The following is a 26,937-nucleotide window of genomic DNA, read 5'->3' on the forward strand; positions in this document are numbered from 1 at the left end:
ATAAAAAAGCCGCGGCAGTGCCGCGGCTTTCTCGTGACCAGCTACGGCGATCTTCAACCGTTCGGAATCAGCGTCTCGATGAGGTGCTCGACATAGGCCTCGAAATCCTCGCGGGCCTGCTTGGGCTGCTGCAGCTGCAGCGACAGCTGCAGGAAGCCGACATACGCGGCATAGGCCAGGCGCGCGCGATGCCGCGCATCGGTGGAGCTGAGCCCGGCCTGGCGGAACGAGGCAATCAGGTAGTCCAGGCGACGCTGCGACACGCGGTCGATCACCGGGCGTACCATCGGATGATCCAGCGCTTTCAGCAGTTCGCTGTAGATGATGTGCGGCTGCACTTCGTGCGCCACCATCTGGAACAGCTGGCGCAGGCGTACGCGCGGATCGGGCACATCCTCGAGGCTGCCGAACACCTGTTCCTGTTCGAACAGTTCCCAGCGTTCCAGCGCCGCCTGCAGCAGGGCATCGCGGGAAGGGAAATGCCAATAGAAACTGCCCTTGGTCACACCCAGGCGCCGTGCCAACGGTTCCACCGCGACGGCACCCACACCTTGTTCAGCAATCAGGTCGAGGGCCGCCTGGGCCCAGTCTTCGGCACTCAGGCGGCTGTTGCGGCCGGCGCGCGGTTCGCCGGCGGAAGCGTCAGGTTGATTCATGGGCTGATTTAACCATACGCCGGGGTTCGTTGCAGTACGCCGTTGCGGTCGAAACCGTTACGCCCCCCGCCGGACTACCTGCCGCAGTGCACCATACCCTGCAGTATTGACTTCGCCCTCAAGCAATCCATACTATCCGGTATGGTTACGTCCCCTACTCCCGCTGCGTTCCATGACCTGCGCCTGGACGCTGCCCATGGCGCGCGTTTGGCGGCGACCGCCAGTGACCACGGCCGCCGCGGCCGGGTGCTGTTCGCGCATGGCTTTGGCCAGACCCGCCACGCCTGGAATGCCACTGCGCGCGCACTGAACGCGGCCGGCCTGCAGACTCTGGCCTACGATGCCCGCGGCCATGGTGATTCGGACTGGAATGCCGCCGACCTGCCGTATCACGGCGAACAGTTCGCCGATGACCTGATCGTCCTGGCCGGCGAGCAACCGCGCCCGCCCGTGCTGGTTGCCGCGTCGATGGGCGGCCTGTTCGGGCTGCTGGCCGAATCGCGCTGGCCCGGCCTGTTCTCGGCGATGGTGCTGGTCGACATCACCCCGCGCTGGGACACCGCCGGTGTCGAACGCATCCTTGCGTTCATGACGGCCCACCCGGACGGTTTCGCGTCGCTGGCCCAGGCCGCCGATGTGATCTCGGCCTACATGCCGCACCGCCCGCGCAAATCCGAGCAGTCGCTGCGTGCGCTGCTGCGCGAGGACGGCAACGGCCGCTGGCGCTGGCATTGGGATCCGCGCCTGGTGGCCGAGCTGGCCCGCGACAGCGAGCAGCACCAGGATGCGCTGGCCGAAGCCGCACGTCAGGTGAAATGCCCCCTGCTGCTGGTCAGCGGCGGCCGCAGCGACCTGGTCACGCCGCAGACCGTGGCCGAATTCCTGGCGTTGGCGCCGCACGCGCGCCATGTGCAGCTGCCGCAGGCCACGCATATGGTCGCTGGCGATGACAACGACGCCTTTACCGCTACTGTGTTGGACTATCTGGACGTGTTGCCCGCAGCGGATGCTGCAGCTTCGTCCGCCACAAACGAGCACGTCACCGGAGCACGCTCATGAGCATCGTTCTTCCCTTCCTCGCCCTGCTGCTGGCAGGCGCGTTCGTCGCCTACCACCGCATGCGGCTGGTTACCTGGACGCTGATCAGCGTGGCCCTGCTGGTCGCCTGCTGGTTCATTCCCTACGTCAACCAGACCGCCACGATCGTCGCGGCCGCGGTGCTGGCGGTGATCGCCGTGCCGCTGCTGCTGCCGTTCATCCGCAAGCCGCTGCTGACCGCCCCGATGATGAAGGTGTTCCGCAAAGTGCTGCCGCCGCTGTCGCAGACCGAGCGTATCGCGCTGGAAACCGGCTCGGTCGGTTTCGAAGGCGAGCTGTTCACCGGTGATCCGGACTGGAACATCCTGCTGAACTACCCCAAGCCGCAGCTGACTGCTGAAGAGCAGGCCTTCCTCGATGGCCCGGTCGAAGAGCTGTGCACCATGGTCAACGACTGGGAAATCACCCATGTCCATGCCGACCTGCCGCCGGAACTGTGGGCCTTCATCAAGAAGAACAAGTTCTTCGGCATGATCATTCCGAAGGAATACGGCGGCCTGGGCTTCTCCGCGCTGGCCCACCACAAGGTAATCCAGAAGCTGGCCTCGGTGTCCTCGGTGGTCAGTTCCACCGTCGGCGTGCCGAATTCGCTGGGCCCGGGTGAACTGCTGGTGCATTACGGCACCCAGGAACAGAAGGACCAGTACCTGCCGCGCCTGGCCGATGGCCGCGAGGTGCCGTGCTTCGGCCTGACCGGTCCGTTCGCCGGCTCCGACGCCACCTCGATTCCCGACTACGGCATCGTCTGCAAGGGCGAGTGGAACGGCGAGCAGGTGCTCGGCGTGCGCCTGACCTTCGACAAGCGCTACATCACCCTGGCCCCGGTCGCGAGCCTGATCGGCATGGCCTTCCGCATGTACGACCCGGATGGCCTGATCGGCGATACCCGCGACATCGGCATCACCCTGGGCCTGCTGCCGCGCGACACCGCCGGCGTGGAAATCGGCCGTCGCCACTTCCCGCTCAACTCGACCTTCCAGAACGGACCGATCAAGGGCAAGGATGTGTTCATCCCGCTGACCCAGCTGATCGGTGGCGCCGCGATGGCCGGCAAGGGCTGGAACATGCTCAACGAGTGCCTGGCCGTGGGCCGCTCGATCACCCTGCCCTCCACCGCCAGCGGCGGTGCCAAGGCCGGTGCCGCCGTCACCGGCGCCTATGCGCGCATCCGCAAGCAGTTCGGCCTGTCGGTCGGCCGCTTCGAGGGCGTTGAGGAAGCGCTGGCCCGCATCGGCGGCAAGGCGTACAAGATCAGCGCGCTGTCGCAGGCTACCGCTGCGGCGGTCGATCGTGGCGACGTGCCGTCGGTGCCGTCGGCGATCGCCAAGTACCACTGCACCACCATGAGCCGCGAAGTGATCTCGGACATGATGGATGTGATCGGCGGCAAGGGCATCATCCTGGGGCCGCGCAACTTCGCCGGCCGCAGCTGGCAGGCCGCACCGATCGCGATCACCGTGGAAGGCGCCAACATCATGACCCGCAGCCTGCTGATCTTCGGCCAGGGTGCGATCCTCTGCCACCCGTGGGTGCTGAAGGAAATGAAGGCGGCGCAGGATCCGGACACCCGCGCCGGCCTGCAGGAGTTCGACCGCAGCCTGTTCGGCCACATCCGCTTCGGCATCTCCAATGCCGTGCGTTCGTTCTGGTTCGGCCTGACCGGCGCGCGCTTCGGTGCTGCTCCGGGCGATGACTACACCCGCCGCTACTTCCGCAAGCTGGACCGTTACTCGGCCAACCTGGCGCTGATGGCCGACATCTCGATGATGACCCTCGGCGGCAAGCTGAAGTTCAAGGAATCGCTGTCCGGACGCCTGGGCGATGTGCTGAGCCATGTCTACATGACCAGCGCCATGCTCAAGCGCTACCACGACGAAGGCGCACCGCAGGCCGACCAGCCGCTGCTGGCCTGGGCCTTCCATGACAGCGTGCACAAGATCGAGGAATCGCTGTCGGCCGCCCTGCGCAACTTCCCGATCCGTCCGATCGGCTGGCTGATGTGGGCGCTGATCTTCCCGCTGGGCCGTCGTGCCGAGGCTCCGGGCGACCGCCTGAGCCGCCGCGTCGCTGCGCTGCTGATGGCGCCGAACGAAGCCCGCGACCGCCTGGCCGATGGCGTGTTCCTGACCCCATGCGAGAACAACCCGGGTGGCCGCATCAACAGCTACCTGAGCAAGGCGATCATGGCCGAGCCGGTGGAGCGCAAGTTCCTGAAGGCGCTGAAGAGCAAGGGCATCGAGGCGCTGGACTTCAAGGCGCAGCTGGACGAAGCCGTGGCCGAAGGCGTGATCACCCAGGACGAGCGCAGCCTGCTGGAAGAGCTGCGCACGCTGACCCTGGACACCATCACCGTGGACGACTTCGACACCCACGAACTGCGCGCGGCCAGCTACTACGACCGCCAGCACAAGGACCCGCATTCGCAGGCGGCCTGACCGCCCGCGACACGCGTTGCCTTCGACGGCGGGCCTCGGCCCGCCGTCGCTTTATCCGCCGACCGGAATACCCACCATGTCCACGCCCCTGCTCTCGCTCTATCACCGCCTGCAGCGCTGGCCCGCCGGCAGCTGGCTGTTCTCGCGCGCGGTGTGCTTCAAGGCGCCCTACTTCGCCAGCATCGCGCCCACCATCACCGCACTGGAGCCAGGCCGCTGCGAAGGCGTGATCCGCCAGCACCGCCGCATCAACAACCACATTGGCACGGTACATGCGATCGCGATGTGCAACCTGGCCGAGCTGGTCGGCGGGGTGATGGTGGACGCCAGCCTGCCGGCAGACATGCGCTGGATCCCCAAGGGCATGGACGTGAAATACCAGGCCAAGGCCTTGGGCACGTTGAAGGCCGTGGCGACGCCAATGTTGTCCATCGTCAGTGCTGCGGACGGCTACGACCTGCCCGTGAAGGTCAGCGTGACCGATGCGGCAGGGACCGAGGTGTTCCATGCGACCATCGCAATGTGGGTATCGCCGCGCCCTCCGCGCACAGGCTGATCAACCATGACGACCACTGAACTGCTTGTGCGCCTGGCAGGCATTCACAGCCTGGGGTTTGCCGCCTTCCATCTGGCGTTCTGGCGGCTGTTCGGCTGGAAACACGAGCTCGCCAAGCTCGGCACGCTCAACCGCGCGATCATGCAGATCCTCAATCTGCGCGTGATCTATGTGTTCCTGGGAATGGGGCTGATCGCGCTGATCTTTGCCCCGGACCTGGTCGACACTCGTCTGGGGTTGGTCCTGCTGGGTTTCATGGCGGTGTTCTGGGTGGGCCGCACACTTGAGCAATTCATCTTCCTGCGTATCAACGACTGGCGCGTACACCTGCTGACGGGCCTGTTCGTGCTGGGTGCGGCGCTGCATGCCGTGCCAATGTGGCTGGGCTTCATGCGCGCCATCAGCCGCTGAGCGGCGGCGCCTGCCAGCACGCGCCCACGTCAGAGCGCTCGCGACACCAGCGCCAGAATGGCCGGTACGGCCTGGATCATGAAAATGCGCCGGCTCACGCTGTACGCGCCATAGCACCCGGCCACCACCACGCAGGCCAGCGAGAACGTCACCAGCACCGGCTGATCGATCACCAGCCCCACCCCGATGCCCGCCGCCAGGAAGCCGTTGTACAGGCCCTGGTTGGCCGCCAGCACGCGCGTGGTCTCTGCCTTCTCCGGCGTGTTGCGGAAGGTCTTCAGGCCCAGCGGGCGCGTCCACAGGAACATTTCCAGCACCAGGAAATAGACGTGCAGCAGGGCGACCAGCAGGGTCAGGGCGAGTGCGATCCAGTACATGGGCGGTTCCTTGGATAGATGGATGGGGTGATGGGGTCAGAGCCCTCTCCGTGGGAGAGGGAGCCGACCCCGCGCGGCTCAGCGGTCGCGCGGCAGCTTCTTTTCTTCGCGCAGCACACCGAATGCGGCGGCGGTCATGCACGCGGCAACCACCACGCCGCCGATGAACACCACGTGTGAACCAAACAGCGACAAGCCCTTGTGCACCCACGCAAAGCTCAGGTCCGCGCCGCGGTACACCACGGTATCGATGGCCGCACCGGCCTTGTAGCGCCACTGCCGGTCCACGCGGGTATAGATGGTTTCGCGTGCCGGCTTGGCCAATGCGAACTCGCTGGCGCGGGTCATCACCTGCACCACTGCGACCATCAACGGCATGGGTGAAGCGGCAAGCACCGAAAAGCCGATCAGGATCGCAAAGCCAGGGATCAACAGGGCCGGCGCGATACCGTGGCGCGACAGCAGCCAGCGGGTCAGGCCGAGCTGCATCAGCAGCGCCAGTGCGTTCACCGCCAGGTCGATACGCGAGAAGAAGGCCGTGGCAGCGCCTGCATCGTTGAACGCCGCACGCACGATGCTGGCCTGCTGGTTGTACAGCAGGGTGCCCACGCCCACACCGAACACCACCATGATCGCCAGCCAGCGCAGCAACGGCTCACGCACGATCAGTTTCAGACCGTCCAGCACGCTGCCACCCATCGGCTGCTCGCCGGATACCAGCTGCTGCTCCTGCTCACGCAGCACCGCCCAGTGCCTCAGCCGCCAGATGCTCAACAGGCAGATGGCGAGGAATCCGGCCGAGACCAGCATCAGGTTGGCGATGCCCACACGCTGCACCAGTGCACCGGTGATGATCGGCCCGAGAAAGGCACCGATGGTGCCTGCCGCGCCGATGTAACCGTAGAAGGCACGTGCCTGCGCGTTGGAAAACACATCGGCCATGAAGCTCCAGAACACCGCCACCGCGAACAGGTTGAAGACGGTGATCCAGAAAAAGAACGCCATGCCTCGGCCCGGCACACCGCTGTCGAACAGTACGTAGAAACCCAGCAAGGTGACGATGAAGAACCCATACACCGCCGGCAGGAATACCCGCCGCGGAAAGCGACTGACCAGCCAGCCATACACCGGCTGCAGCACCAGCATGATCACGAACACGCAGGAGAACAGGAACTGCAGGACGAAATCCTTCAGCGCGATGCCATGGCTGGCGAACCAGGCGATCAGCATCGGCGGGAACACCGTTTCCAGGTCGGCCGAGGCGGCCATGGCCTCACGCACCGGGCGCAGCACGTAGTAGCCGCTGAGCAGGCAGAAGAAGTACAGGAACGACCACCACAGCGCCGGCGACTCACGCAGTGCCGCCGTCAGCCCACGCAACGGCCCCTTGCCCTTCACCGCGCTCACGCGGTGTCCCTCGCCAGAAGACGGCGGTTGGACAGCGGCATGGCAGGCTCCGGGGGCGGTGAAGCGCGTACGTTAGCCAATGCACTGCAACATCGCCAGCAGCAGCCACGCAGAAGGCCGCAACGCAGTGTCACGGCCCCGCCCGGACGACACGTTCCGATACATGCTTTCGGGGCGTCAAAATTCCAACTTTTTCAACGAGATGCGCATTCATCTTCGCTTTGTTTGTGCACAAGGGAAAAGCGGCGCTAGAATCGCCATCAGCAGTCGCGCACGGGTCCAACCGATGAAAAAGAACAGCCTGCGTCGTCCGATCCGTTCGGCGGCCACCGGTTTGCTGGGCATGTTGATGCCCGTTGCCTTGTCCACTACCGCGCAGACCCCGCCGGCATTGCCACCGATGCCGGCCAACATCGAATCGGCCGCCGCCACCGCCGTCGCCCACACCCAGCCGGCGGCCTACCGCACCGGCCTGGTGCCACAGGTGCAGGCGCCGGCCGCAGGCTTCAATGTCGCCAACATCGAGTCGATGGCACAGCAGCTTACCTATGGCGAGCGCGTGCCGGGCATGGCGGTGGCGATCGTGCAGGGTGGCCGCATCCTCAGCGCGCGCGGCTATGGCGTCACCGACGTCAACAATCCGCTGCCGGTCGATGCGCACACCGTGTTCCGCCTGGCCTCGCTGTCCAAGGCATTCGCCGGCACCATGGCCGGCCTGCTGGTCAACGACGGCACCCTGCGTTGGGACAGCAAGGTCACCGACTACGTGCCAGGCTTCCGCCTGAATTCACCGGAGGCCACCGACCGCCTGACCGTCGCCGACGTGCTCAGCCATCGCGTCGGCCTGCCGTACAACGCCTACGACCGCGACATCGAAGGCAACGCCGAGTACTACGCGCTGACCCAGAAGCTGGCCAATACCAGCCTCAAGTGCCTGCCGGGCGACTGCTACGCGTACCAGAACGTGGCCTTCAGCCTGATCGGCGACGTGGTCTATGCCGCCTCGGGCAGCTTCTACGAGCAGTCGGTCGAGCGCCGCATCTTCAAGCCGCTGGGCATGAACGATGCCAGCCTCGGCCTGGCCGGCATCCAGGCCAGCTCGCGCTGGGCGCGTCCGCACGTGCGCAGCCGCAACGGCTGGGTGTCGCTGACGCCGAAGCCGACCTACTACCGCGTCGCCCCGGCCGCCGGCGTCAACGCCAGCGCCAGTGACATGGCGCAGTGGCTGCTGGCCCACACCGGCCATCGCCCGGACGTGCTGCCGGCACCGCTGCTGGCCACGCTGCACTCCAGCCTGATCAACACCCCCGGCGAGATGCGTTCGGGCTGGCGCCGCGAGCGCCTGCATTCGGCCGGCTACGCACTGGGCTGGCGCACCTTCGACTACGCCGGCCACGATGTGGTGTTCCATGCCGGTGCCGTGCAGGGCTATCGCGGCCTGGTTGCGCTGGTACCGGAACGCGATCTCGGCATCGCCATCATGTGGAACGGCGAAAGCGGCCTGCCCAGCGGCCTGCTGCCGACGGTGCTCGATTCCGCGCTCGGCCTGCCAGCGCAGCGCTGGCTGGACGTGGACACCGACTTCGGCAGCGACAACCTGATGGCCGAGGGCGCGAGCCCGGCGCAGCAGGACAAGCGCAAGGGCAAGGGTGCTTCGAGCAACCGTGCGGTGGCGTCGCCGCGCTGATCTGGCGAGCTGTGCCTTAAGTATGAGGGGCGGCCTGCGGGCCGCCCTTTTTGTTCGTCTGCAGCGAGCCGTGCTCGCCTGCCGGTGATCGGTGACGCAGTCGACTGACAGCCGACTCTACCGTTGCCCACGCCGGCGAACACCCATAAAAAAACCCCCTCCCTGCTGGGCAACAGGGAAGGGGGTTTCAGGGTACGGCTATCGGGAAATACTTAGATCAGCGGCGCCGGGGTTGCCGGCAGAGCGACCGGAGCGGCCTTCTTCTTGCGGGCGGCCGGCTTGCGCTTGGCAACCTTCTTCGCTGCCTTCTTCGGGGCAGCCTTCTTGGTCGCCTTCTTCGCGGTCTTCTTGACTGCCTTCTTGGCGGTCTTCTTCACCGCCTTCTTTGCAGTCTTCTTTACTGCCTTCTTGGCCGGCTTGCGGGCAGTGGCCTTCTTGGCAGTCTTCTTGGTGGCCTTCTTGGCTACCTTCTTGACGGCCTTCTTCGCGGTCTTCTTGACGGCCTTCTTGGCAGTGGACTTCTTGGCTACCTTCTTCGCCGCCTTCTTCACTGCCTTCTTCGCAGTGGTCTTCTTGGCGACCTTCTTTGCAGCCTTCTTCACTGCCTTCTTGGCGGTCGCCTTCTTCGCGACCTTCTTCACTGCCTTCTTGGCGGCGGCCTTCTTCGCGACCTTCTTCACCGCTTTCTTGGCGGCGGGCTTCTTCTTCGCAGCTTTCTTGGTTGCCATGGGATGGCTCCTCGTCAGTGATAGGGAGTTGAAACGCCCAGGTGGATCAAACCCGCGGGTGCTGCGTGCGGGGACCGCCGGCGCGTCAGGCGCGCCGTTACGGATGCGGCAATGCCCGCCTCGATCGGCGGAGCGGGCATCGGAACGGGAGGTGCCTTGCATTTCTCCGGGGGAAGCGGGGCCATGTCCACCGTCATCAGGATCGCGGTGGTCTTGAAGGGGCTGCTTCGCATCGGACGATTGATTCTGCGCACTCGGTTGGGCAGGCAAGGTCTGCTGAGGCGAAACCTAATCACGGTTTTTTTTACTGTCAACAACCCCCGCGAAAAATTTTCACATCCGCGCCATTCCCGGTGGCACCTGCACGGCCGTTGCGCTCCGCCCGCAACGACCCGCAAAGCACGATGCACGCACGCCAGCGACAACACCAGCAACGCATGCGTTGCACAAAAACCACTTGAAATAGGCACTCCGCGCAGATGCATGCATGAGATCCGCAATGACGGGCGCGCATCGCAAACGGCGGTCGTCGGCAGCGCCAACGCCAGCACAACGGCACCGCAACGGGGGGCGAAAAGTTTTCACATCCAGACGCGCCGACGCAGGGTGGAAACGCGGATTTGCGCAAAACTGCGCACGCCCGTCGGCACCGCCCACAGGCCCGCTGATGCCGCGCCGAGGGTACGCAGCGAACCCTGCGTCATGAGTCCGACGCGTTCGCCAAAACAAAAACGGCCACCCGAAGGTGGCCGTGTCCGAACCCGGAAGCGACGACTCAGTGGTCTTCGTTTTCCAGGGCTTCGGCGTATGCGTCCGGGTCCAGCAGTTCGTTGACCTCTTCGGCGTTGGTCAGTTCGACCACGAACATCCAGCCTTCGCCGTAGGCATCTTCGTTGATGGTTTCCGGCTTGTCGGACAGGGCCGAGTTGACCTCGACGACCTTGCCGCTGATCGGGCTGTAGACGTCCGAGGCAGCCTTCACCGACTCGACGACGGCGATCTGTTCACCAGCCTTGGCGTCAGCGCCGACTTCCGGCAGTTCGACGTAGACCAGGTCACCGAGCAGGCCCTGTGCGTGGTCGGAAATACCGACGGTAACGCGGCCGTTGCCTTCGACACGGGCCCACTCATGGGACTTGAGGAACTTGAGGTCGCCGGGGATCTCGCTCATGGGACTGCTCCAGAGATATGCAGGGGTGGAAAAAACGGGGCTAGTGTAACCAACCGGCCGCCACTGCTGTCAGTGACGGCCGGCACGTTCGGATCAGGCGTCGGCAAGCACGCCGGGCTGGGCCTGGCCTTCGCGCACGAAGGGGAACTTGACCACGCGCACCGGCACCTGCCGGCCGCGGATGTCGACGGTAACCTCGCCGAGTTCGCCGGCCGGCACCCGGGCAAACGCGATGCCCTTGGCCAGGCTTGGCGAGAAGGTGCCGGACAGGATCTCGCCCTGGCCGCTGGCGGTGGTCACCGCCTGGCCGTGGCGCAGCACGCCCTTCTCGTCCATCACCAGGCCGATCATCTGGCGCGCGGTGCCGGCAGCCTTCTGCGCTTCCAGCACGTCGCGGCCGATGAAGTCGCGGCCTTCGTCCAGCGACACGGTCCAGGCAAGTGCCGCTTCATAAGGGCTGATCTCTTCGTCCATGTCCTGGCCGTACAGGTTCATGCCGGCTTCCAGGCGCAGCGTGTCGCGCGCACCGAGGCCCGCCGGCTTCACGCCCGCGGCCAGCAGGCGGTTCCAGAACGCGACCACCGCATCCTGCGGCAGCAGGATCTCGAAACCGTCCTCGCCGGTGTAGCCGGTGCGGGCAACGAACAGCTCGACGCCCTCGTCCGACTGCACCTGCAGGGCAGCAAAGCGGCCCAGCTTGGCCAGCGCTGCACGGTCGCCTTCGCCAGCCAGGCCGATCACGATGTCGCGCGCCTGCGGGCCCTGCACGGCGAGGATGGCCAGGTCCGGGCGCTGCTCGACGGAAACGCCGAACGGCGCGGCCTGCTCGCGCAGCCAGGCCAGATCCTTCTCGCGGGTGGAGGCGTTGACCACCATGCGGAAGAAGTCGTCGCCGAGGTAATAGACGATCAGGTCGTCGATGACGCCGCCGCGCGGATTCAGCATGCACGAGTACAGCGCCTTGCCCGGCACCTTCAGCTTGTCGACCGAGTTGGCCAGCAAGCGGCGCAGGAACGGCTTGACCTGGTCACCGCGCAGGTCGACCACGGTCATGTGGCTAACGTCGAACACACCCGACTCGCGACGCACCAGGTGGTGCTCATCCAGCTGCGAGCCGTAGTGGATGGGCATGTCCCAACCCCCGAAATCGACCATCTTGGCGCCGAGGGCGCGGTGGGTATCGTTGAGCAGCGTCTTCTGGGTCATGACCGGGTCCGGCAGCAGAGGAAACAAGAATCCCCATTATCCCAGATCGGTCGCCCGCAGGCGCGCCGCAGCGCAGCGGCTACAGGGGGCGGTCTGCTGCCTCGACCTGCAGCGTGCTGCCCTGCACCGCCACCACCCGCACCAGGCTGCCAGCCTGCAGTTCCGGGCCGCTGACCTGCCAGTAGGCGTCGTCGATGCTGACCCTGCCTTGCCCGCCGACGATGCCCTGCTGCAACGGCACCACCCGTCCGACCAGCTGCTCGGCGCGGCGGTTGAGCAACGGCGCATCGCTGGGCCGCGCCCTCGCCCTGCCCCAGCGCCGGTAGCACTGGATCGAAACAATGCTCAACAGCACGAACGCCACCACCTGCCACAACAGGGGAATGCCACTGAACACGGCCACCAGCACGAACACGGCCGCCGCACCGATGCCGATCCACAACATGAACGCGCCTGGCGCCAGTGCCTCGGCGGCAAACAGCAGCAATGCCAGTGCGCCCCAGCCTACGACTTCCCAACGCATGTCAGCCCCCGATCGGCGGGGGTCGCTTGCCCGCCGGTGCATTGCCCTGGGAGGCCAGCGCCTGCTTGGCCAGCTCGGCCACGCCGGCGATGGAACCGATCACGCCACTGGCTTCCATCGGCATCAGCACCAGCTTCTGGTTCGGCGAGCTCGCCAGTTCCTTGAACGCCTCCACGTACTTCTGGGCGACGAAATAGTTGATCGCCTGCACGTCGCCCTCGGCGATCGCCGCCGACACCACCTTGGTGGCCATGGCCTCGGCCTCGGCCAGGCGCTCGCGCGCCTCGGCATCGCGGAACGCGGCCTCGCGGCGGCCCTCGGCCTCCAGCACGGTGGCCTGCTTCTCGCCGTCGGCGCGCAGGATCTCCGACTGCCGCGAGCCCTCTGCCTCGAGGATCTGCGCGCGCTTCTCGCGCTCGGCCTTCATCTGCCGGGCCATCGCATCCAGCAAGTCGCGCGGCGGCTGGATGTCGCGGATCTCGATGCGGTTGACCTTCACGCCCCAGGGGTTGGTGGCGTGATCGACCACGCTCAACAGCTGGGCGTTGATCACCTCGCGCTGGCTCAGCGATTCGTCCAGGTCCATCGAACCGATCACGGTACGGATGTTGGTCTGCACCAGGGCGATCATCGCCACTTCCAGATTGGCCACCTCGTAGGCGGCCTTGGCCGCGTCCAGCACCTGGAAGAACACCACGCCGTCCACGCGAACGGCCGCGTTGTCCTTGGTGATCACTTCCTGGCTGGGCACGTCCAGCACCTGCTCCATCATGTTCACCTTGCGCCCGACGCCGTAGACGATCGGGATCAGGAAGTGCAGGCCGGGGGTCATGGTGTGCGTGTAGCGCCCGAAACGCTCGACGGTCCATTCGTATCCCTGCGGCACCATCCGTACTGCCTTGAACAGAATGACCACGGCCACGAAGGCCAGTACCACGGTAAAGAACATGGTGGGGAACATCGCGCTTTCCTTATCTATGACGTCCAGGCCCCAGCATAGCGCGTGAAGGCGGCATGCACAGCCTGGGCTACCAGGGCACCCGTCCGCGCAGGATGTCGGCGAACATCACCCAGTCACCCACGAACGAATACAGGGGATGCCGGAAGGTGGCCGGGCGGTTCTTCTCGAAGAAGAAGTGGCCGACCCAGGCGAATCCATAACCGCAGGCGAGCGCGGCCAGCAGCAGGGCCGGCTGTCCACGCAGGATCGCTGCGGCGAGCAGCAGCAGGACTCCACAGCTGCCGATGAAGTGCAGCCGGCGCGACACCGGATGGCGGTGCTCGCTGAGGTAGAACGGATAGAACTCGCGGAAGCTGGCGAAACGGGACATGCACGTGCTCCGGGGGCCGTGGTCACCGCCATCATGCGCCTTCCCGCAGGGAAAGCGGCAGCAAAAGCAGTCGGGCATGGCTCGACTCTACAGAAGGCCGGAGCAGCCGAGCACGCTCCGACGCTACACAGAGGGGGTGCGCGGCCCGAACATGATCACCGCCATGCCGGCCAGGCACAGGGCTGCGCCGATCAGATCCCAGCGGCTGGGGCGGATGCCGTCGACCAGCCACAGCCAGAACAGCGCGGTGCCGATGTAAACGCCACCGTAAGCGGCATAGACGCGGCCGCTGGCGGTCGGATGCAGGGTCAGCAGCCACGCGAACAGGGCCAGGCTGGCCGCCGCCGGCAGCAGCAACCAGATGCTCCCGCCCTTGCGCAGCCACAACCAGGGCAGGTAACAGCCCACGATCTCGGCCAGCGCGGTCAGCAGGAACAGGGCGAGTGTCTTCACGCCTTTTCCGCCGCCTTGGCGCGCTGCCACAAGGCTTCCTGCGCATCCAGGTCCATCGCCGCCAACGTGCTGCCCTGCGCTTCGGCCTGCGCTTCCATCGAACGGAAGCGACGCTCGAACTTATGGTTCGCCCCGCGCAGTGCGGCGCCCAGGTCGATCTCGGCGTGGCGGGCCAGGTTAGCGCAGACGAACAGCAGGTCGCCCAGTTCTTCCTGCAGCCGCACCTTGTTGCCGGCAAGGTCACCGCGCTCGAACTCCTCGCGCAGTTCCTGCAGCTCCTCGGCCGCCTTGTCCAGCACCGGCAGCGGGCCCGGCCAGTCGAAACCGACCTTGGCCGCACGCGACTGCAGTTTCACCGCCCGCTGCCATTCCGGCAGGCCGCGCGAGATGCCGGCCAGCGCGGAGGTGTCCTGCTCGCCCTTGGCGGCGCGCTCGGCACGCTTGATCGCTTCCCAGTTGCGCATCACCCCATCGGCATCATCGACGCTGACGTCGGCGAACACATGCGGATGGCGACGCTGCATCTTGTCGCTGATCGCACGGGCGACGTCAGCAAAGGCGAAGGCGCCCTGCTCCTCGGCCATGCGCGCATGGAACGCCACCTGCAGCAGCAGGTCGCCCAGCTCGTCACAGAGATCGTCGAGGTCGCCCCGGTCGATCGCATCGGCGACCTCGTAGGCCTCCTCGATGGTGTACGGCGCGATGGTCGCGAAGTCCTGCTCCAGGTCCCATGGGCAGCCGCCCTGCGGATCGCGCAGGCGCGCCATGATCGACAGCAGGCGCTCCAGTTCGGTGCTGGCAGCGCTGCGCTGGGTGGGGGTGTCATGCGCGCTCATGCGGCCTCCAGGGTCAATCGGACAACCAGTCGCGCCACGGCAGGCTGGTGTCACCAAGGGCAATGAAATCGCCGTTCAACAGGGTTTCGCGGCGGTTGTAGCGGAAGGGCTTGCCGGTCGCGGCCGACAGTACCGCGCCGCCCGCGGCGTGCAGCACGCACTGGCCGGCGGCGGTATCCCATTCGGAGGTCGGGCCGAGCCGCGGGTAGACGTCCAGGCCGCCTTCGGCGATCCGGCAGAACTTCAGCGACGAGCCCTGGGCAATGGTCTCGATGCGGCCCATGCGGGCCAGCAGCGCCTCGGTCTGCGCTGAACGGTGCGAGCGGCTGGCGGCCACCCGCAGCGGCGCGGTGGCCGGCGTACGCGTGCGCAGCACGGTGTCGTGCAGGCCCTGGCGCCGGTAGGCCAGCTCGCCACGCATGGCATGCCAGACGATGCCGGTGACCGGGGCCAGCACCACGCCGAAGGCCGGCGCCCCCTGGTAGATCAACGCGATGTTGACGCTGAACTCGCCATTGCGCTTGACGAACTCGCGGGTGCCGTCGAGCGGGTCGACCAGCCAGTACGCGCCCCAGTGGCGACGCTGCTCCCACGGCACCTGCGCCGATTCCTCGGACAGGATCGGCAGGTCCGGGGTCAGCTGCTGCAGGCCCTGTTCGATCACCTGGTTGGCGGCCAGGTCGGCCGCAGTAACCGGGCTGTCGTCATCCTTGATCTGCACGTCAAAGCCATCGGCATAGACCTGCATGATGGCGTGTCCGGCTTCCTGGGCGATGGCGATGGCCGTCTCGCGCAGGTCCGTGGTCAGCTTGATCATCGCGCTCCCTGCAGCCACTGGCGGGCGATGAACAGCGCTGCCAGCGAGCGTCCTTCGGAGAAGTCTTCGCGCAGCATCAGCTGGTCCAGCTCGGCCAGTTTCCACGGCACGACTTCCAGTTCCTCCGGCTCGTCGCCGGGCAGTTTCTCCGGGTAGAGATCGCGTGCCACCACCAGCCACGACTGGTGGCTCATGTAGGTCGGGGCCAGGGTCATCGCGCGCAGCACGTCGACCCGGCGCGCACCGTAGCCGGCCTCTTCCTTCAGCTCACGGTCGGCCGCCTGCTCGGGGGTCTCGCCGGCGTCGATGCGGCCCTTGACCAGGCCCAGCTCATAGCGATGCATGCCGGCCGCGTATTCACGTACCAGCAGCACGGTCTCCTCGTCGAGCATCGGCACCACCACCACCGCACCATGGCCACGGCTGACCAGGCGCTCGAAGCGGCGGTGCTCGCCGTTGGAGAACTCCAGGTCCAGATGCTGGCGCTGGAAGGGGCCGTTTTCCTCATCGGTGATCCGATGGATGATCGGCAAGCGACGGCCGGCACGGTCATCGTTCATGCGGAGTCTCCGCGGCGGCCGGCGTCTGCGCCGGGGCCGATAGAATGTGCAGGCAGCAACATGTTCATGAGCCCGAAATGCTAGCAGACCCAACCCCCTCCCCGCTGGCCCGCCAATGGCGGCAGCGCGACCTGCAGGTGCTGTGGCACCCCTGCACGCAGATGCGCGAGCATCCGCACACCCTGCCGCTGGTGCCGATCGCCCGCGGCGAAGGCGCATGGCTGATCGACCACGACGGCAATCGCTACCTGGATGCGGTCAGCAGCTGGTGGACCAACCTGTTCGGCCACGCCGAGCCGCGCATCGGCGGCGCCATCGCCGCCCAGGCCGGGCAACTGGAACAGGTGATGCTGGCCGGTTTCGGCCACGAGCCGGCCATCATCCTGGCCGAGCGCCTGCTGGCACTGGCGCCGCGCCAAGCCGGCCGCGAGCCGCTGGCGAAGGTGTTCTACGCCGACAACGGTTCAGCCGGCGTGGAGGTGGCGCTGAAGATGGCGTTCCAGTATTTCCAGAACCGCGGTGAGTCCCGCCGCACCCGCTTCATCTCACTGGAGAACGGCTATCACGGCGAGACCCTGGGTGCCCTGGCGCTGGGTGACATTCCGCTGTACCGCCGTGTCTATGCGCCGCTGCTGGCCGAAGGCCTGTTCGCGCCCTCGCCCGATGCCTATCTGGCCGAGCCGGGCCAGAGCCCGGCCGACCGTGCGCGCCACGCCGCCGATGGGCTGGCCACGCTGTTCGACCAGCACCCGGGCGAGATCTGCGCGGTGATCCTGGAGCCGCGCCTGCAGTGCGCGGGCGGCATGCGCATGTACGACCCGGTCTACCTGCAGCGCGTGCGCGAACTGTGCGATGCACACGGTGCGTTCATGATCGCCGACGAGATCGCCACGGGCTTCGGCCGCACCGGCACGCTGTTCGCCTGCGAACAGGCCGGGGTGATGCCGGACCTGATGTGCCTGTCCAAGGGCCTGACCGGCGGCTTCCTGCCGCTTGCCGCGGTGCTTGCAACACAGGCGCTGTACGATGCCTTCCTGGATGACTCGCGCGAGCGTGCGTTCCTGCATTCGCACAGCTACACCGGCAATCCGCTGGCCTGCGCGGCCGCCCTGGCAACACTGGACATCTTCCGCGACGACGATGTGATCGCCCGCAACCGCGGGATCGCCTCGGTGATGGGCACGCTGGCGGCACCGTTTGCCGACCATCCGCACGTGGCCGATGTGCGCCAGGCCGGCATGGTGGTGGCGTTCGAGCTGTCGCGTGACGGCGACAAGCGCACGCCGTTCGACCCGGGCCTGCGGCTGGGGCTGCACGCCTACAAGGCTGCATTGAAGCGTGGCGTGGTGCTGCGCCCGCTGGGCGACGTGCTGTACTGGATGCCACCCTATTGCGTGGACGACGAACAACTGGAACTGCTCGCACATACCACGCTGGCAGCCATTGACGAGGCGATTGCATGCGCGTGACCCGCTGCCCCATCGACCTGGCGCTGCACAGCGGCCAGACCCTGACCCTGCCGGAAGAGACCGCCAACCACCTGGTGCGGGTGATGCGCCTGCGCGAAGGCGATGCCTGCGTGCTGTTCAACGGCGACGGCCATGACTACAGCGCCACCCTCACCGTGGCCGGCAAGCGCGAGGTTCAGGTCCGCATCGACGCAGTGGAGAGAGTGGACAACGAATCACCGTTGGCCATCACCCTGGTGCAGGGCATCGCCCGTGGCGAGAAGATGGACCTGATCCTGCAGAAGGCCACCGAACTGGGCGTGGCGGCGATCATTCCGGTCAACGCCGAGCGCACCGAAGTGAAACTCGATGCTGCCCGCGCCGAGAAACGCGTGGCGCACTGGAACAATGTGGTGACTTCGGCCTGCGGCCAGTCCGGGCGTGCGCGCATTCCGCAGGTCGGTTCGCCGCTGTCACTGGCGCAGGCTGCGGCGGCACTGCCCGCCGATACATTGCGGCTGACACTGGACCCGCAGGGCGCGCATCGGCTGTCGACGCTGGATGCCGCGCCCACAGGCGGCATCGTGATTGCCATCGGTCCGGAAGGCGGCTGGTCGCCGCGCGACCGCGACCAGTTGGCGGCGGCCGGGTTCCAGGGATTGCAGCTGGGCCCGCGCATCCTGCGCACGGAAACCGCCGGCCTGGCCGCGATCGCGGCGCTGCAGGCACGGCTGGGAGACCTGGGGTAAGGCTGATTCGTGGTAGTGCCGGCTGCTGGCCGGCATCCACGGGATCATGCGGTTGCCGGCCAGCGGCCGGCACTACCGGGAATTCAAATTGCCCGGCGGATGTCCGATCAGGCCGCCAGCGAATCCAACGCGGCTTCCAGCGCGTCCAGGTTCGGCAGCAGCGCGCTCTGCTCCCCCAGCAGCACGCGCATGTGCACGATCTGCGGCAGGGTTTCCTCGGAGGCATCGGCCAGCAGGCCGTCACGCGGCACCGAGATCAGCTGCGGGAAGTTCTGCGTCAGCAGCGCGTAATAGGGGCGCTGCGCGTTGCCGGACAGCGCCTTCAGCACCACCACCTTGTTGTGGCCGCCGACGGCTTCCTCGCCCAGCCCCGAAAGCCGCGCAAACGACACCAGTGGCACCTGCCAGCCATGCCAACCGATCTCGCCGACCAACCAGCGCGGTGCATCGGCAATCGGCTGCACCGGCACGCGCGACATCATTTCCGCCACCGTGGCGTTGGGCAGCAGCACGCGTTCGCTGCCGGCCTGGATCAGGACGCCGCGGATCTCATCATTGCTGGCGTAGCTCATGGTGCCTCTCCGTTGTCATCCTGCTCACCCCAGCGCGCGGCGATGGCCTGCGCCAGTTCCTGCGGTTCACCGGCAACCATGCCGGCGGCAACCACGGCCGTGGCCGCCGCCGGGTCATAGCAGCCCTCGCCCACCTGCCCGGCCACCCAGGCCCCGGCAGCGGCGAGGTCCAGCGCCGGACCGACGTGGGCCAGGTCGGCGCCGCTGAGCAGCACCAGCGCGGAGTATTCGGCCGGCAACGCTGCGATCGAGATACCTGCGGCATCGCTGAGGAAATGCAGGCCGTCACTGGCTGCCTGCACACCGATGTCGTCGGCCAGCACGTGCACTTCCCCGGGTACGGCGCGCTGGCCGGCCTCGGCCAACTGCACCGGCAACGGCGACACCCGTGCCATCTGCTTGACCAGGTTGCCGTAACGACCGCCATCCAGGCGCATGTGCACCAGCACCGGCACGCTCAATGCAGGCGGCAGCGCACCGAGCAGGCGGCGCAGCGCATCCGGCCCGCCGATACCCGCCAGTACCAGCAGCGAACCGGCGCGCGCGCCTGCCGGTGCCGCAGCGTCCAGGTCGACCAGGCTCAGGTGATCGGTATCGAACGAAGGCAACGGCGCTTCCACCGCACCGCTGCGGGCAGCGGCGGCCGGTGCATCCGCCACGTCATCGACCAGCGACCATGCCGTGTGGTCGAACGACATCGGCGGTGCGGCCGCGGCGACAGGTGCGGCCACCGGAGGCGACGGCAGCGGCGATGCCTCCAGCGGCTCTGGCAGTACCGGCTGCAACGCGGCCAGCGCCTGCTCCAGGGCGACCGGCTCATGCAGGTGCGCCGGCGGCGAATACAGGGTGTCAGCCGGCACGGCGTCGGCCCAGTTCAAGGCCTGCTCCAGGTGCGGCTGCAGGGCTTCCTCCTGCGGCGCAGGGGCCGGCGACGGATGGCCCGGCTCCAGCTGCAGGCTGGGTTCTTCCTCGGCGCCGGGCGGCAGCACCTGCTGGTGACCATGCAGCTTGGCCGCCAGATGCCGTCCCCAGCGCTGCGCGTCCCAGCCATCCCGGCGCGCCGCCAGTTCGGCCTCGTCGAATACCAGGGTCAGGCCCGGCGCGGACAGCACGGGGTCAAGGCGCTCCAGCGCATCCTCGATGGCCGCCTCCAGGGCGACCACCACGATCTGCGGACTGGCGTCCTGCAGCTGCTGCGGCTCCAGGCCGTTCGGGTCGTCTTCCAGCACCAGCTGCACATCGGCGTGCGACAGTGCCTCGCGCAGGCGCTCACGCGCCGCACCCGGGCGGGCCAGCAGGGCGACGGCCGGGGCCGGATGGACTTCACTCACGGACACGGGCGATCCCCAGCAGGTCGTACACGTTACGCATCAGGTCCAGTTCCTGGTACGGCTTGCCCAGGTAACGCTGGACACCGATCTCGAAGGCGCGCTGGCGGTGCTTGTCGCCACTGCGCGAGGTGATCATCACGATCGGCACTTCCCTGTAGCGCGGGTCGGCACGCATGGCGGTGGCGAGCTCGTAGCCATCCATGCGCGGCATCTCGATGTCCAGCAGCATCAGGTCGGGCACGCGCTCTTCCAGCCGCTCCAGCGCTTCCACGCCGTCGCGGGCAACGCTGACCTCGAAGTTGTGGCGTTCGAGGATGCGGCCGGTGACCTTGCGCATGGTCAGCGAGTCGTCGACCACCATCACCAGCGGCACCTGGCGCTCCTGGCGCGGTGCGTTGGCCAGCACCGGCAGCGTCGGGTTGGCCAGGAAACGACGCACCAGCGGTGCAACGTCGAGGATCACCACCACGCGGCCATCGCCGGTGATGGTGGCGCCGTAGATGCCTGGCACCGAAGCAATCTGCAGGCCGACCGGCTTGACCACGATTTCACGGTTGCCCAGCACCTGGTCGATCGCCACGGCGGCACGCAGGTCGCCAGCGCGGACCAGCAGCAGCGGTACCTGGTCCTGGCCATCGGCACGCGCCGGGGCCTGGCCGACCAGGGTGCCGAGGTCATACAGCGGGTAGTCTTCACCGCTGTAGCGGTAGCTGCTGTCGGCCGCTTCAAAGCGCTCGCGCGACAGGCGGCCGATACCACTGACCGAGGCAACCGGCACCGCGAAGGTGGTTTCACCGATCTGCACGAACACCGCCTGGGTGACGGCCAGCGTCTGCGGCAGGCGCAGGGTGAAGCGCACGCCCTGGCCGCGTACCGACTGGATGTCGACCGAGCCACCGAGCTGGCGCACTTCGTTGCGCACCACGTCCATGCCCACGCCACGGCCCGCCAGCTGGCTGACCTGGTCGGCGGTGGTGAAGCCGGAAGCGAAGATCAGGTTGTCCAGTTCCTGCTCGTTCGGCTGCGCATCGGCGGCCAGCAGGCCACGGTCGATGGCGCGGCGGCGGATCGCTTCGCGGTCCAGGCCGGCGCCGTCGTCGGCCACTTCCAGCACGATTTCCGAACCTTCGCGATGCAGGCGGATGGCAATCTCGCCTTCCTCCGGCTTGCCGGCGGCGCGGCGCTGTTCCGGTGCTTCCAGGCCATGGGCCACGGAGTTGCGCAGCATGTGCTCCAGCGGCGCGACCATGCGGTCGAGGACGTTGCGGTCCAGTTCGCCGTGGGTGCCTTCCAGGGTCAGGTGAACCTGCTTGCCGGTGTCCAGGCCCGACTGGCGGACCACCCGGCGCAGGCGCGGCACCAGGCCATCGAACGGCACCATGCGCGCGCGCATCAGGCCATCCTGCAGTTCCGAACTGACGCGCGACTGCTGCTGCAGCAACGAGTCGTACTGGCGCGACAGGTCGTCAAGCACGCCCTGCAGGCCGCCAAGGTCGGCCGCCGATTCGTTCAGTGCGCGGCTCAGCTGCTGCAGCGTGGAGAAGCGGTCCAGCTCCAGCGGATCGAACTTCTGGTCGGCCTGGTCCTGCTCGCGCTGGTAGCGGGCCACGATCTGCGCCTCGGTTTCCAGATCGAGGCGGCGCAGCTGGTCGCGCAGTCGCGCATTGGTGCGCTCCAGTTCGCCCATGGCGCCGCGGAAGGCACCGAGCTGCTGTTCAAGGCGCGAACGGTAGATCGCCACTTCACCGGCGTGGTTGACCAGGCGGTCGAGCAGATCGGCACGCACACGCACCTGTTCCTGCTGCGGTCGCGCCAGCGGGTCTTCTTCGACCATGCCTTCGATCGGCAGCGGTGCCGACAGCGGAGCGTCGACCACGGCGGTCGACGTGCCTTCGGCCGGCGCGGGTACGCTCTCGCCCACGCTGACCGCATGGACGGCCGCCGCGGCGGCGGCGATATCGGTGGTGGTGCGGACGTCGAAGGCGTCGACCAGGTCCTGCGCCGGCTCGACCACGCGATGGGCACCGGTACGGGTGAGCAGCTGGTGCAGGCGATCGAAGCCACGTTCCAGCAGCTGCACGTCACGGCGCTCGATCTCGGTGCGGCCGGCGGCCACCGCTTCCAGCAACGATTCGATGCTGTGGCCAAGGTCGCCGATGGCATTGATGCCGGCCATGCGTGCGCCACCCTTCAGGGTATGCAGGTCGCGCTGCAGGCCGGCCAGCACCTCGCGGTCCTGCGGCGCATCGCGCAGTTCGCTGATCAGGCCATCGCAATGATCCAGCAGGTCCTTGCCTTCCTCGACGAAAATGTCGACCAGCTCGCGGTCATACACGCTGAAGTCGAGTGCATCGGCGCTGTCCGTGACTTCTTCCCCGGCAACCGATTCATCATGGACCGGTGCACTGGGCGCGCCGTCGATCTCGACCGGCTCGGCGGCGGCAGGCACGGTGGCCTGGCCCGGTGCGTCTTCGAGTTCGAAGAAGCGCACCGGCGCGGCGGCATCCACCGGGGCGGGCTCATCCACCGTCGCCGGGGACGGCTGGTCGGCGCTCTCTCCTTCACCGACCGCCGCCTCCCCGCCGACGTCCGCATCCTCGGCAAAGGCATCCGCCTCGCCCGGCGCGAGTTCGCTGGCCTGGAGGCCGAGCACGGGCCACTGCCCGTCGTCGTCCAGGGTCTGCTCTTCGTCGATCACGTGCAGGCCGGCCTCGAGCGCGGCTGCCAGTGTGACCGGTTCTGCAAAACCCGGCGCAGCCATTTCATCCTGCAGGCTCGACAGCCCGCTGTCGAGTGGCAGTGCAGCAGCTTCGTCAATGAAGCTGTCCTCGCTATCCAATCTGTCGGCAGGCAATCGCGTATTCAGGTCGATTGCGTCAACTTCTGCGGCCGCAGGCAGTTCATCGGTGTCGCGGTCATCCACCGGCAGTGCGCTGGCGTCGAGGTACGGCGACAGATCGTCTGCGGCGGTCAGATCGGCTTCGGCGACCTGCGTCGGTGCAACATCCGCTTCGGCCGCCGATGCAACCGGCGCACTCACGACCGGCTGGATCGATTCAATCGACCCGATATCCACACTGGCGGCTTCGCCCTCGCCCGGCACCGCCGGCCAGCCGGCATCGAAGTAGCGCGACAGATCATCGCTGCCGGTCAGCTCAGCGGCATCCAGGCCCGCGCCGATCGCGTCCGTGCTCTCCGCTGCCTGCGCTTCGGCAGCACGCGGCTCCAGCACCGGCTCGTCAGCCCCGGCTGCGGCAGCATCCGGCACCTCGGCAGCCTGCGTATCGGCTGCGGCGCCAGACGCTGCTTCGGCCTCCAGCGCCAGATCGTCGTCTTCGTCTTCCAGCCCGACCATCGGCCAGCGCGCTTCCGGCAGTTCGCCGGCCAGCGCCTGCAGGCGCTGCACCAGTGCTTCCTGCGGTGCAATCCGCGGCTGCTCGGCCTGCAAGGCTTCCATGGTCGCGGTGATCGCCTGCGCGGTCGCGTCCAGCGCGGCCACGCCTTCGTCACCCGGCACCACATCGGCGGCCAGTGCACGCTTGATGTAGGACTCGGCGCCGCCGGTGACGGCGGTGATTTCCGGCACTTCGGTCATCGCGAAGGCGCCATTCATGGTGTGCACCGCGCGCAGCAGCGCGTCGCTGACCGGCTGCGGCGCCTGCTGCGCCGAACGCAACCAGTCCTGCAGGGTCGCCTGGTGCACTTCCACTTCGGCTTCGAGGATCTCGCGCAGCACGCTGTCGATGTTGGCGGGCGTGCCCACAGCCTCGGGTGCCGCCTCAGCGTCAGTGTGTACCGATGCAATCGCTTCGGCTTCGAGAATGCGGCTGATCTCGTCCTCGCCTTCGGCCTCGGTCTCGAGCACGGGTGCCAGCGGTGCAGCTGCAACCGGCAGCGGCACGTAGTAGGTTTCTTCACCGGTGCCGACACGATCGGCAATGGCCTGCATGGCCTGCAGGTCCACGCTGATGCGCTGGCCGTGGCGCAGCGCGCCGTTCAGCTGCGGCAGCGCGGCATGCGCGTTGTCGACCATGGCCAGCACCGCCGGCGAGGCCGGGCGGCTGCCATCGAGCACGCGGTTGAGCATGCCCTCGATCTTCCACGCGAACTCGCCCAGGGTGCGTGCACCGACCAGGCGGCCACTGCCCTTGAGGGTGTGGAAGATGCGTCGGATCGGCCGCAGCCGGTCCATGTTGTCCGGCTGCATGCGCCATGCTGGCAGCAACGTGCCGAGATTGGCCAGTTCGTCGTCGAACTCTTCCAGGAACACCTCGCGGATGTCCTCGTCGATGTTCTCGGCGTCATCATCGAAGCCTGCTTCGAAGCCGGACTCGGCATCCGTCGCAACGGGCGCTTCGGCAACGGTCGGTGCAGCCACGGCCTGCGGATTGAAGTCCGCGGCGGCCGCGCTCAGCTCGGCGAAGAACTGCGCGTCAGCTTCGCTGAAATCGATCGGTGCGATGGTGTCGATGTCGATCACCGACACCGCGGGAGCATCCGCAGGCGCGGCGTCCAGTCCGGCAACCGCCGGAGCCTCGTCCGCCACCGTTGCCGGGCTGGCGTCGACGATTTCCAGCGACGGGTGCAGCCCGGCATCGTCGTCCAGCGACAGCGTCTCCATCGCATGCAGCGACAGCACATCGTCGGCGTTGTCCAACGCGTCGGTGTCGAAGCGGAACACCACGTCATCGTCGGCCACAACGGCGTCGTGCTCGGCGGCAACCGGATCGAATACCGGCGCGACATGCGCATCGATGTCGATACCTGCCGTCGCGTCTGCGTCCTCGCCGGCATCGACAGCGACCGCATCCGCCGGTGCCGACGGCACGGCCTCCGAAAGCGTCCACTGTGCCGCAGCGCCCTGCCCTGCATCGTCCTGTTCGAAGCTGACCGGATCGAAGCTGGCAAAGGTCGGGCTGCGCTCATCATCGGCAGATGAGAGCGGGTCGGCATCCGGATGGAACGGCGCAAGATCCCATTGCGGGACGTCGGGGGCGGGCGCACTGGAAGCGGCGAAGACCAGCGGCGTCTCCGCGTCGTCCTGCAGCGACAGCGGCGCGGCAGCGGCTTCGATCGCGGCGGAGCCGAGCGCACCGAACATCAGGCGGTTGTCGACAAACTCCGGCGCGGGTGCGACCGGTGGCGGATCGAACGTGAAGTCCGGCAGCGGCACCGGCACGGTGCCTGCCGCAGGCGCGGCCGGTTGCACCGGAATCTCGATGCGCTCCGGCTGCAGGGCCTCGGCCTGCAGCGCAACCGGCTCACGTTCGACCGGCTGTGCCGCGAACGGTCCCGGCTCGACCGCGTTGCGGTCCGGCAGCGGCCAGTAGCGCAGCGCCTCGAGGCTGCTGCGGGTGATGTCGAGGATGTCCTCACGACCCGGACGGCGGTCGCGCAGCGCTTCCAGGTAGTACTCCAGGCTGGCCATGGCGTCGGCCAGGGTGTCCAGCTGACGACCGCTGGGCACGCGCTGGCGTCCGATCAGCTCGGCCTCGATGTACTGCTGCACACCGCGCAGGTAGTCGGCAGCGGTGCCCAGGTCGAGCATGCGCAGTGCGCCGGCCACATCGCCCAGCAGGCGCGGCACGTCCTGCAGCTCGGCATGGTTCCAGCTGGTTTCGATGAAGGCGACGAAGTGTTCGCGCGCCGCCGCGAAGTTGGCGATCGCTTCATGCGCCAGCACTTCGACCGTGCGCCGGTTCTCGACCGCGCTCGGGTCGTCCTCGCCACTGCCGCCGGCGCCCAGATGGGCCACCTGGTCGTCCAGCGAGGCATCCACGTAGAGCAGCGCGCCGGCAATATCCAGCAGCAGGTTCTCGTCGATCTGCTGGCGGCCCTCGACCACGCCGCGCAGCGCGTCGCGCTGCTGCACGACCACGCCACGGGCCACGCCCAGGCCCATCATGCCCAGGGTATCGGCCACCGCGCCCAGCTCGTTGGCCTGGGTCTGCAGCTGTTCCGGTGCACCGCCGGTACGCAGGTGCAGGTCCAGCGCATCCTTGATGCGCAGCAGTTCTTCCTTCACCGCGCTGCCGACGGTATCCAGCAGTTCGCGGTTGCGTCCACTCAGGCTGCCACGGGCATGGTCCAGTTCGGCCTCGGTGGCGGTGATGCTGTCCGGTGCGAATGCCAGCAGCACGCTGTCATGCACGCCGTCCTCGCCACGCGCGGCGCGGATCTCGTTGAGCAGCGGCATCAGCACGATCGGAATATCGCGGTGGCCGTTCTGCAGGCGTTCCAGGTAATCGGGCAGCAGCACGCTGCCGCGCATCAGCGTCGCGCAGGCCTCATCACGATCGGCGGTGCGGCCCGCACCAATGGCATTGGCCAGCTGTTCAAGCTCTTCGGCCACCATCGCCGGGGCGTACAGCTCGACCATGCGCAGGGTGCCCTGCACCTGGTGCAGGAGGCCGGCGCAGATGCGCATGCGGCTGGCATCGCTCGGGTCTTCCGCGTAGTACTCGACCTCGTTGCGCACCTGGCGCAGGGTCTCGTCCAGCTCGGGCTTGACCCAGCCCAGCGCCGCGTGGCTCATCGCATCGCGCAGACTGCTCATGGACGCGCTCCGGTCGCCGCCGCGCGGGA

The 26,937-nt window shown here is 67.3% G+C and carries 23 protein-coding genes; 7 read left to right on the forward strand and 16 right to left on the reverse strand.

All coding sequences use genetic code 11. The annotated features are described in order from the left end of the window. Positions 1-53: 53 nt before the first annotated feature. A complete protein-coding gene (locus AC5P7U_RS01125) occupies positions 54-656 on the reverse strand; it encodes a TetR/AcrR family transcriptional regulator (RefSeq protein ID WP_006464233.1) in 603 nt (200 codons plus the stop codon). A 141-nt stretch (positions 657-797) separates the two neighbouring features. On the opposite strand from AC5P7U_RS01125, the gene AC5P7U_RS01130 reads away from it, so the two are divergent. The 4 genes from AC5P7U_RS01130 (at position 798) to AC5P7U_RS01145 (ending at position 5,156) form a co-directional block, all read left to right on the forward strand. After that, complete coding sequence (locus AC5P7U_RS01130; RefSeq protein WP_197564363.1) at positions 798-1,715, forward strand: alpha/beta fold hydrolase; 918 nt, start codon at positions 798-800, stop codon at positions 1,713-1,715. Beyond that, the gene (locus tag AC5P7U_RS01135) at positions 1,712-4,189 is read left to right on the forward strand and encodes an acyl-CoA dehydrogenase (protein WP_006464326.1); all 2,478 of its coding nucleotides are present in this window, start codon (positions 1,712-1,714) and stop codon (positions 4,187-4,189) included. Before AC5P7U_RS01130 ends, AC5P7U_RS01135 begins: the two co-directional genes overlap by 4 nt. Positions 4,190-4,265: 76 nt before the next feature. Next, positions 4,266-4,745: a hotdog fold domain-containing protein gene (locus tag AC5P7U_RS01140; RefSeq protein WP_164241735.1), complete on the forward strand. Its 480-nt coding sequence runs from the start codon at positions 4,266-4,268 to the stop codon at positions 4,743-4,745. Positions 4,746-4,751: 6 nt separating this feature from the next. Further along, complete coding sequence (locus AC5P7U_RS01145) at positions 4,752-5,156, forward strand: hypothetical protein (protein WP_006464412.1); 405 nt, start codon at positions 4,752-4,754, stop codon at positions 5,154-5,156. A 29-nt stretch (positions 5,157-5,185) separates the two neighbouring features. On the opposite strand, the gene AC5P7U_RS01150 is transcribed toward AC5P7U_RS01145, so the two are convergent. Beyond that, positions 5,186-5,533, reverse strand: coding sequence for a DUF1304 domain-containing protein (locus AC5P7U_RS01150; RefSeq protein ID WP_164241737.1), 348 nt, complete (start codon positions 5,531-5,533; stop codon positions 5,186-5,188). Positions 5,534-5,611: 78 nt separating this feature from the next. Continuing rightward, a complete protein-coding gene (locus AC5P7U_RS01155) occupies positions 5,612-6,940 on the reverse strand; it encodes an NTP/NDP exchange transporter (protein WP_006464416.1) in 1,329 nt (442 codons plus the stop codon). A 286-nt stretch (positions 6,941-7,226) separates the two neighbouring features. Here AC5P7U_RS01155 and AC5P7U_RS01160 point away from each other — a divergent pair, with 286 nt between their 5' ends. After that, a complete protein-coding gene (locus AC5P7U_RS01160; protein ID WP_006464418.1) occupies positions 7,227-8,627 on the forward strand; it encodes a serine hydrolase domain-containing protein in 1,401 nt (466 codons plus the stop codon). A 212-nt stretch (positions 8,628-8,839) separates the two neighbouring features. Here the strand turns inward: AC5P7U_RS01160 and AC5P7U_RS01165 are convergent, their stop codons facing one another. The 10 genes from AC5P7U_RS01165 to nudE form a co-directional block, all read right to left on the reverse strand. Further along, positions 8,840-9,355 (reverse strand): hypothetical protein, encoded by a 516-nt coding sequence (locus AC5P7U_RS01165; RefSeq protein ID WP_006464420.1) that lies wholly within the window; start codon positions 9,353-9,355, stop codon positions 8,840-8,842. Positions 9,356-10,130: 775 nt separating this feature from the next. Beyond that, complete coding sequence (gene gcvH / locus AC5P7U_RS01170; protein ID WP_006464497.1) at positions 10,131-10,526, reverse strand: glycine cleavage system protein GcvH; 396 nt, start codon at positions 10,524-10,526, stop codon at positions 10,131-10,133. Between the two features lie 93 nt (positions 10,527-10,619). Then, the gene (gene gcvT / locus AC5P7U_RS01175; RefSeq protein ID WP_197564362.1) at positions 10,620-11,732 is read right to left on the reverse strand and encodes a glycine cleavage system aminomethyltransferase GcvT; all 1,113 of its coding nucleotides are present in this window, start codon (positions 11,730-11,732) and stop codon (positions 10,620-10,622) included. A 79-nt stretch (positions 11,733-11,811) separates the two neighbouring features. Then, positions 11,812-12,255: an NfeD family protein gene (locus tag AC5P7U_RS01180; protein WP_049458043.1), complete on the reverse strand. Its 444-nt coding sequence runs from the start codon at positions 12,253-12,255 to the stop codon at positions 11,812-11,814. A 1-nt stretch (position 12,256) separates the two neighbouring features. Beyond that, positions 12,257-13,216 carry an SPFH domain-containing protein gene (locus AC5P7U_RS01185; RefSeq protein ID WP_008268117.1) on the reverse strand — a complete coding sequence of 320 codons (960 nt, stop codon included), beginning with the start codon at positions 13,214-13,216 and terminating at the stop codon, positions 12,257-12,259. 67 nt (positions 13,217-13,283) lie between these two features. Further along, entirely contained in the window at positions 13,284-13,586 is a 303-nt protein-coding gene (locus AC5P7U_RS01190) for an Mpo1-like protein (RefSeq protein ID WP_006464557.1), read from the reverse strand. A gap of 123 nt (positions 13,587-13,709) precedes the next feature. Then, positions 13,710-14,039, reverse strand: a complete 330-nt coding sequence (locus tag AC5P7U_RS01195) for a YnfA family protein (RefSeq protein WP_053451368.1) — start codon at positions 14,037-14,039, stop codon at positions 13,710-13,712. Continuing rightward, positions 14,036-14,875, reverse strand: a complete 840-nt coding sequence (mazG, locus tag AC5P7U_RS01200) for a nucleoside triphosphate pyrophosphohydrolase (RefSeq protein WP_006464561.1) — start codon at positions 14,873-14,875, stop codon at positions 14,036-14,038. The genes AC5P7U_RS01195 and mazG overlap by 4 nt, the downstream gene beginning before the upstream one ends. Before the next feature lie 13 nt (positions 14,876-14,888). Further along, positions 14,889-15,692: a 3'(2'),5'-bisphosphate nucleotidase CysQ gene (gene cysQ, locus AC5P7U_RS01205; protein WP_197564361.1), complete on the reverse strand. Its 804-nt coding sequence runs from the start codon at positions 15,690-15,692 to the stop codon at positions 14,889-14,891. Next, on the reverse strand, positions 15,689-16,252 hold the full coding sequence (gene nudE / locus AC5P7U_RS01210; protein WP_006464605.1) for an ADP compounds hydrolase NudE: 564 nt from the start codon (positions 16,250-16,252) through the stop codon (positions 15,689-15,691). The genes cysQ and nudE overlap by 4 nt, the downstream gene beginning before the upstream one ends. A 77-nt stretch (positions 16,253-16,329) precedes the next feature. Between nudE and bioA the strand changes: the two genes are divergently transcribed. Both bioA and AC5P7U_RS01220 read left to right on the forward strand, forming a co-directional pair. Then, complete coding sequence (gene bioA, locus AC5P7U_RS01215) at positions 16,330-17,721, forward strand: adenosylmethionine--8-amino-7-oxononanoate transaminase (protein WP_308308202.1); 1,392 nt, start codon at positions 16,330-16,332, stop codon at positions 17,719-17,721. Then, on the forward strand, positions 17,712-18,449 hold the full coding sequence (locus AC5P7U_RS01220) for a 16S rRNA (uracil(1498)-N(3))-methyltransferase (protein WP_006464648.1): 738 nt from the start codon (positions 17,712-17,714) through the stop codon (positions 18,447-18,449). Before bioA ends, AC5P7U_RS01220 begins: the two co-directional genes overlap by 10 nt. 107 nt (positions 18,450-18,556) lie before the next feature. Here AC5P7U_RS01220 and AC5P7U_RS01225 read toward each other — a convergent pair whose 3' ends face one another. Genes AC5P7U_RS01225 through AC5P7U_RS01235 form a run of 3 tightly spaced genes read right to left on the reverse strand, consistent with a single transcriptional unit; the run spans position 18,557 to position 26,908 of the window. Further along, positions 18,557-19,021: a chemotaxis protein CheW gene (locus AC5P7U_RS01225; protein WP_006464650.1), complete on the reverse strand. Its 465-nt coding sequence runs from the start codon at positions 19,019-19,021 to the stop codon at positions 18,557-18,559. Continuing rightward, the gene (locus AC5P7U_RS01230; protein ID WP_197564823.1) at positions 19,018-20,358 is read right to left on the reverse strand and encodes a chemotaxis protein CheB; all 1,341 of its coding nucleotides are present in this window, start codon (positions 20,356-20,358) and stop codon (positions 19,018-19,020) included. Before AC5P7U_RS01230 ends, AC5P7U_RS01225 begins: the two co-directional genes overlap by 4 nt. Further along, complete coding sequence (locus AC5P7U_RS01235; protein ID WP_197564822.1) at positions 20,345-26,908, reverse strand: Hpt domain-containing protein; 6,564 nt, start codon at positions 26,906-26,908, stop codon at positions 20,345-20,347. Before AC5P7U_RS01235 ends, AC5P7U_RS01230 begins: the two co-directional genes overlap by 14 nt. Positions 26,909-26,937: the final 29 nt, after the last annotated feature.

This window comes from Stenotrophomonas sp. YJH_SMC_57 (assembly GCF_059369755.1).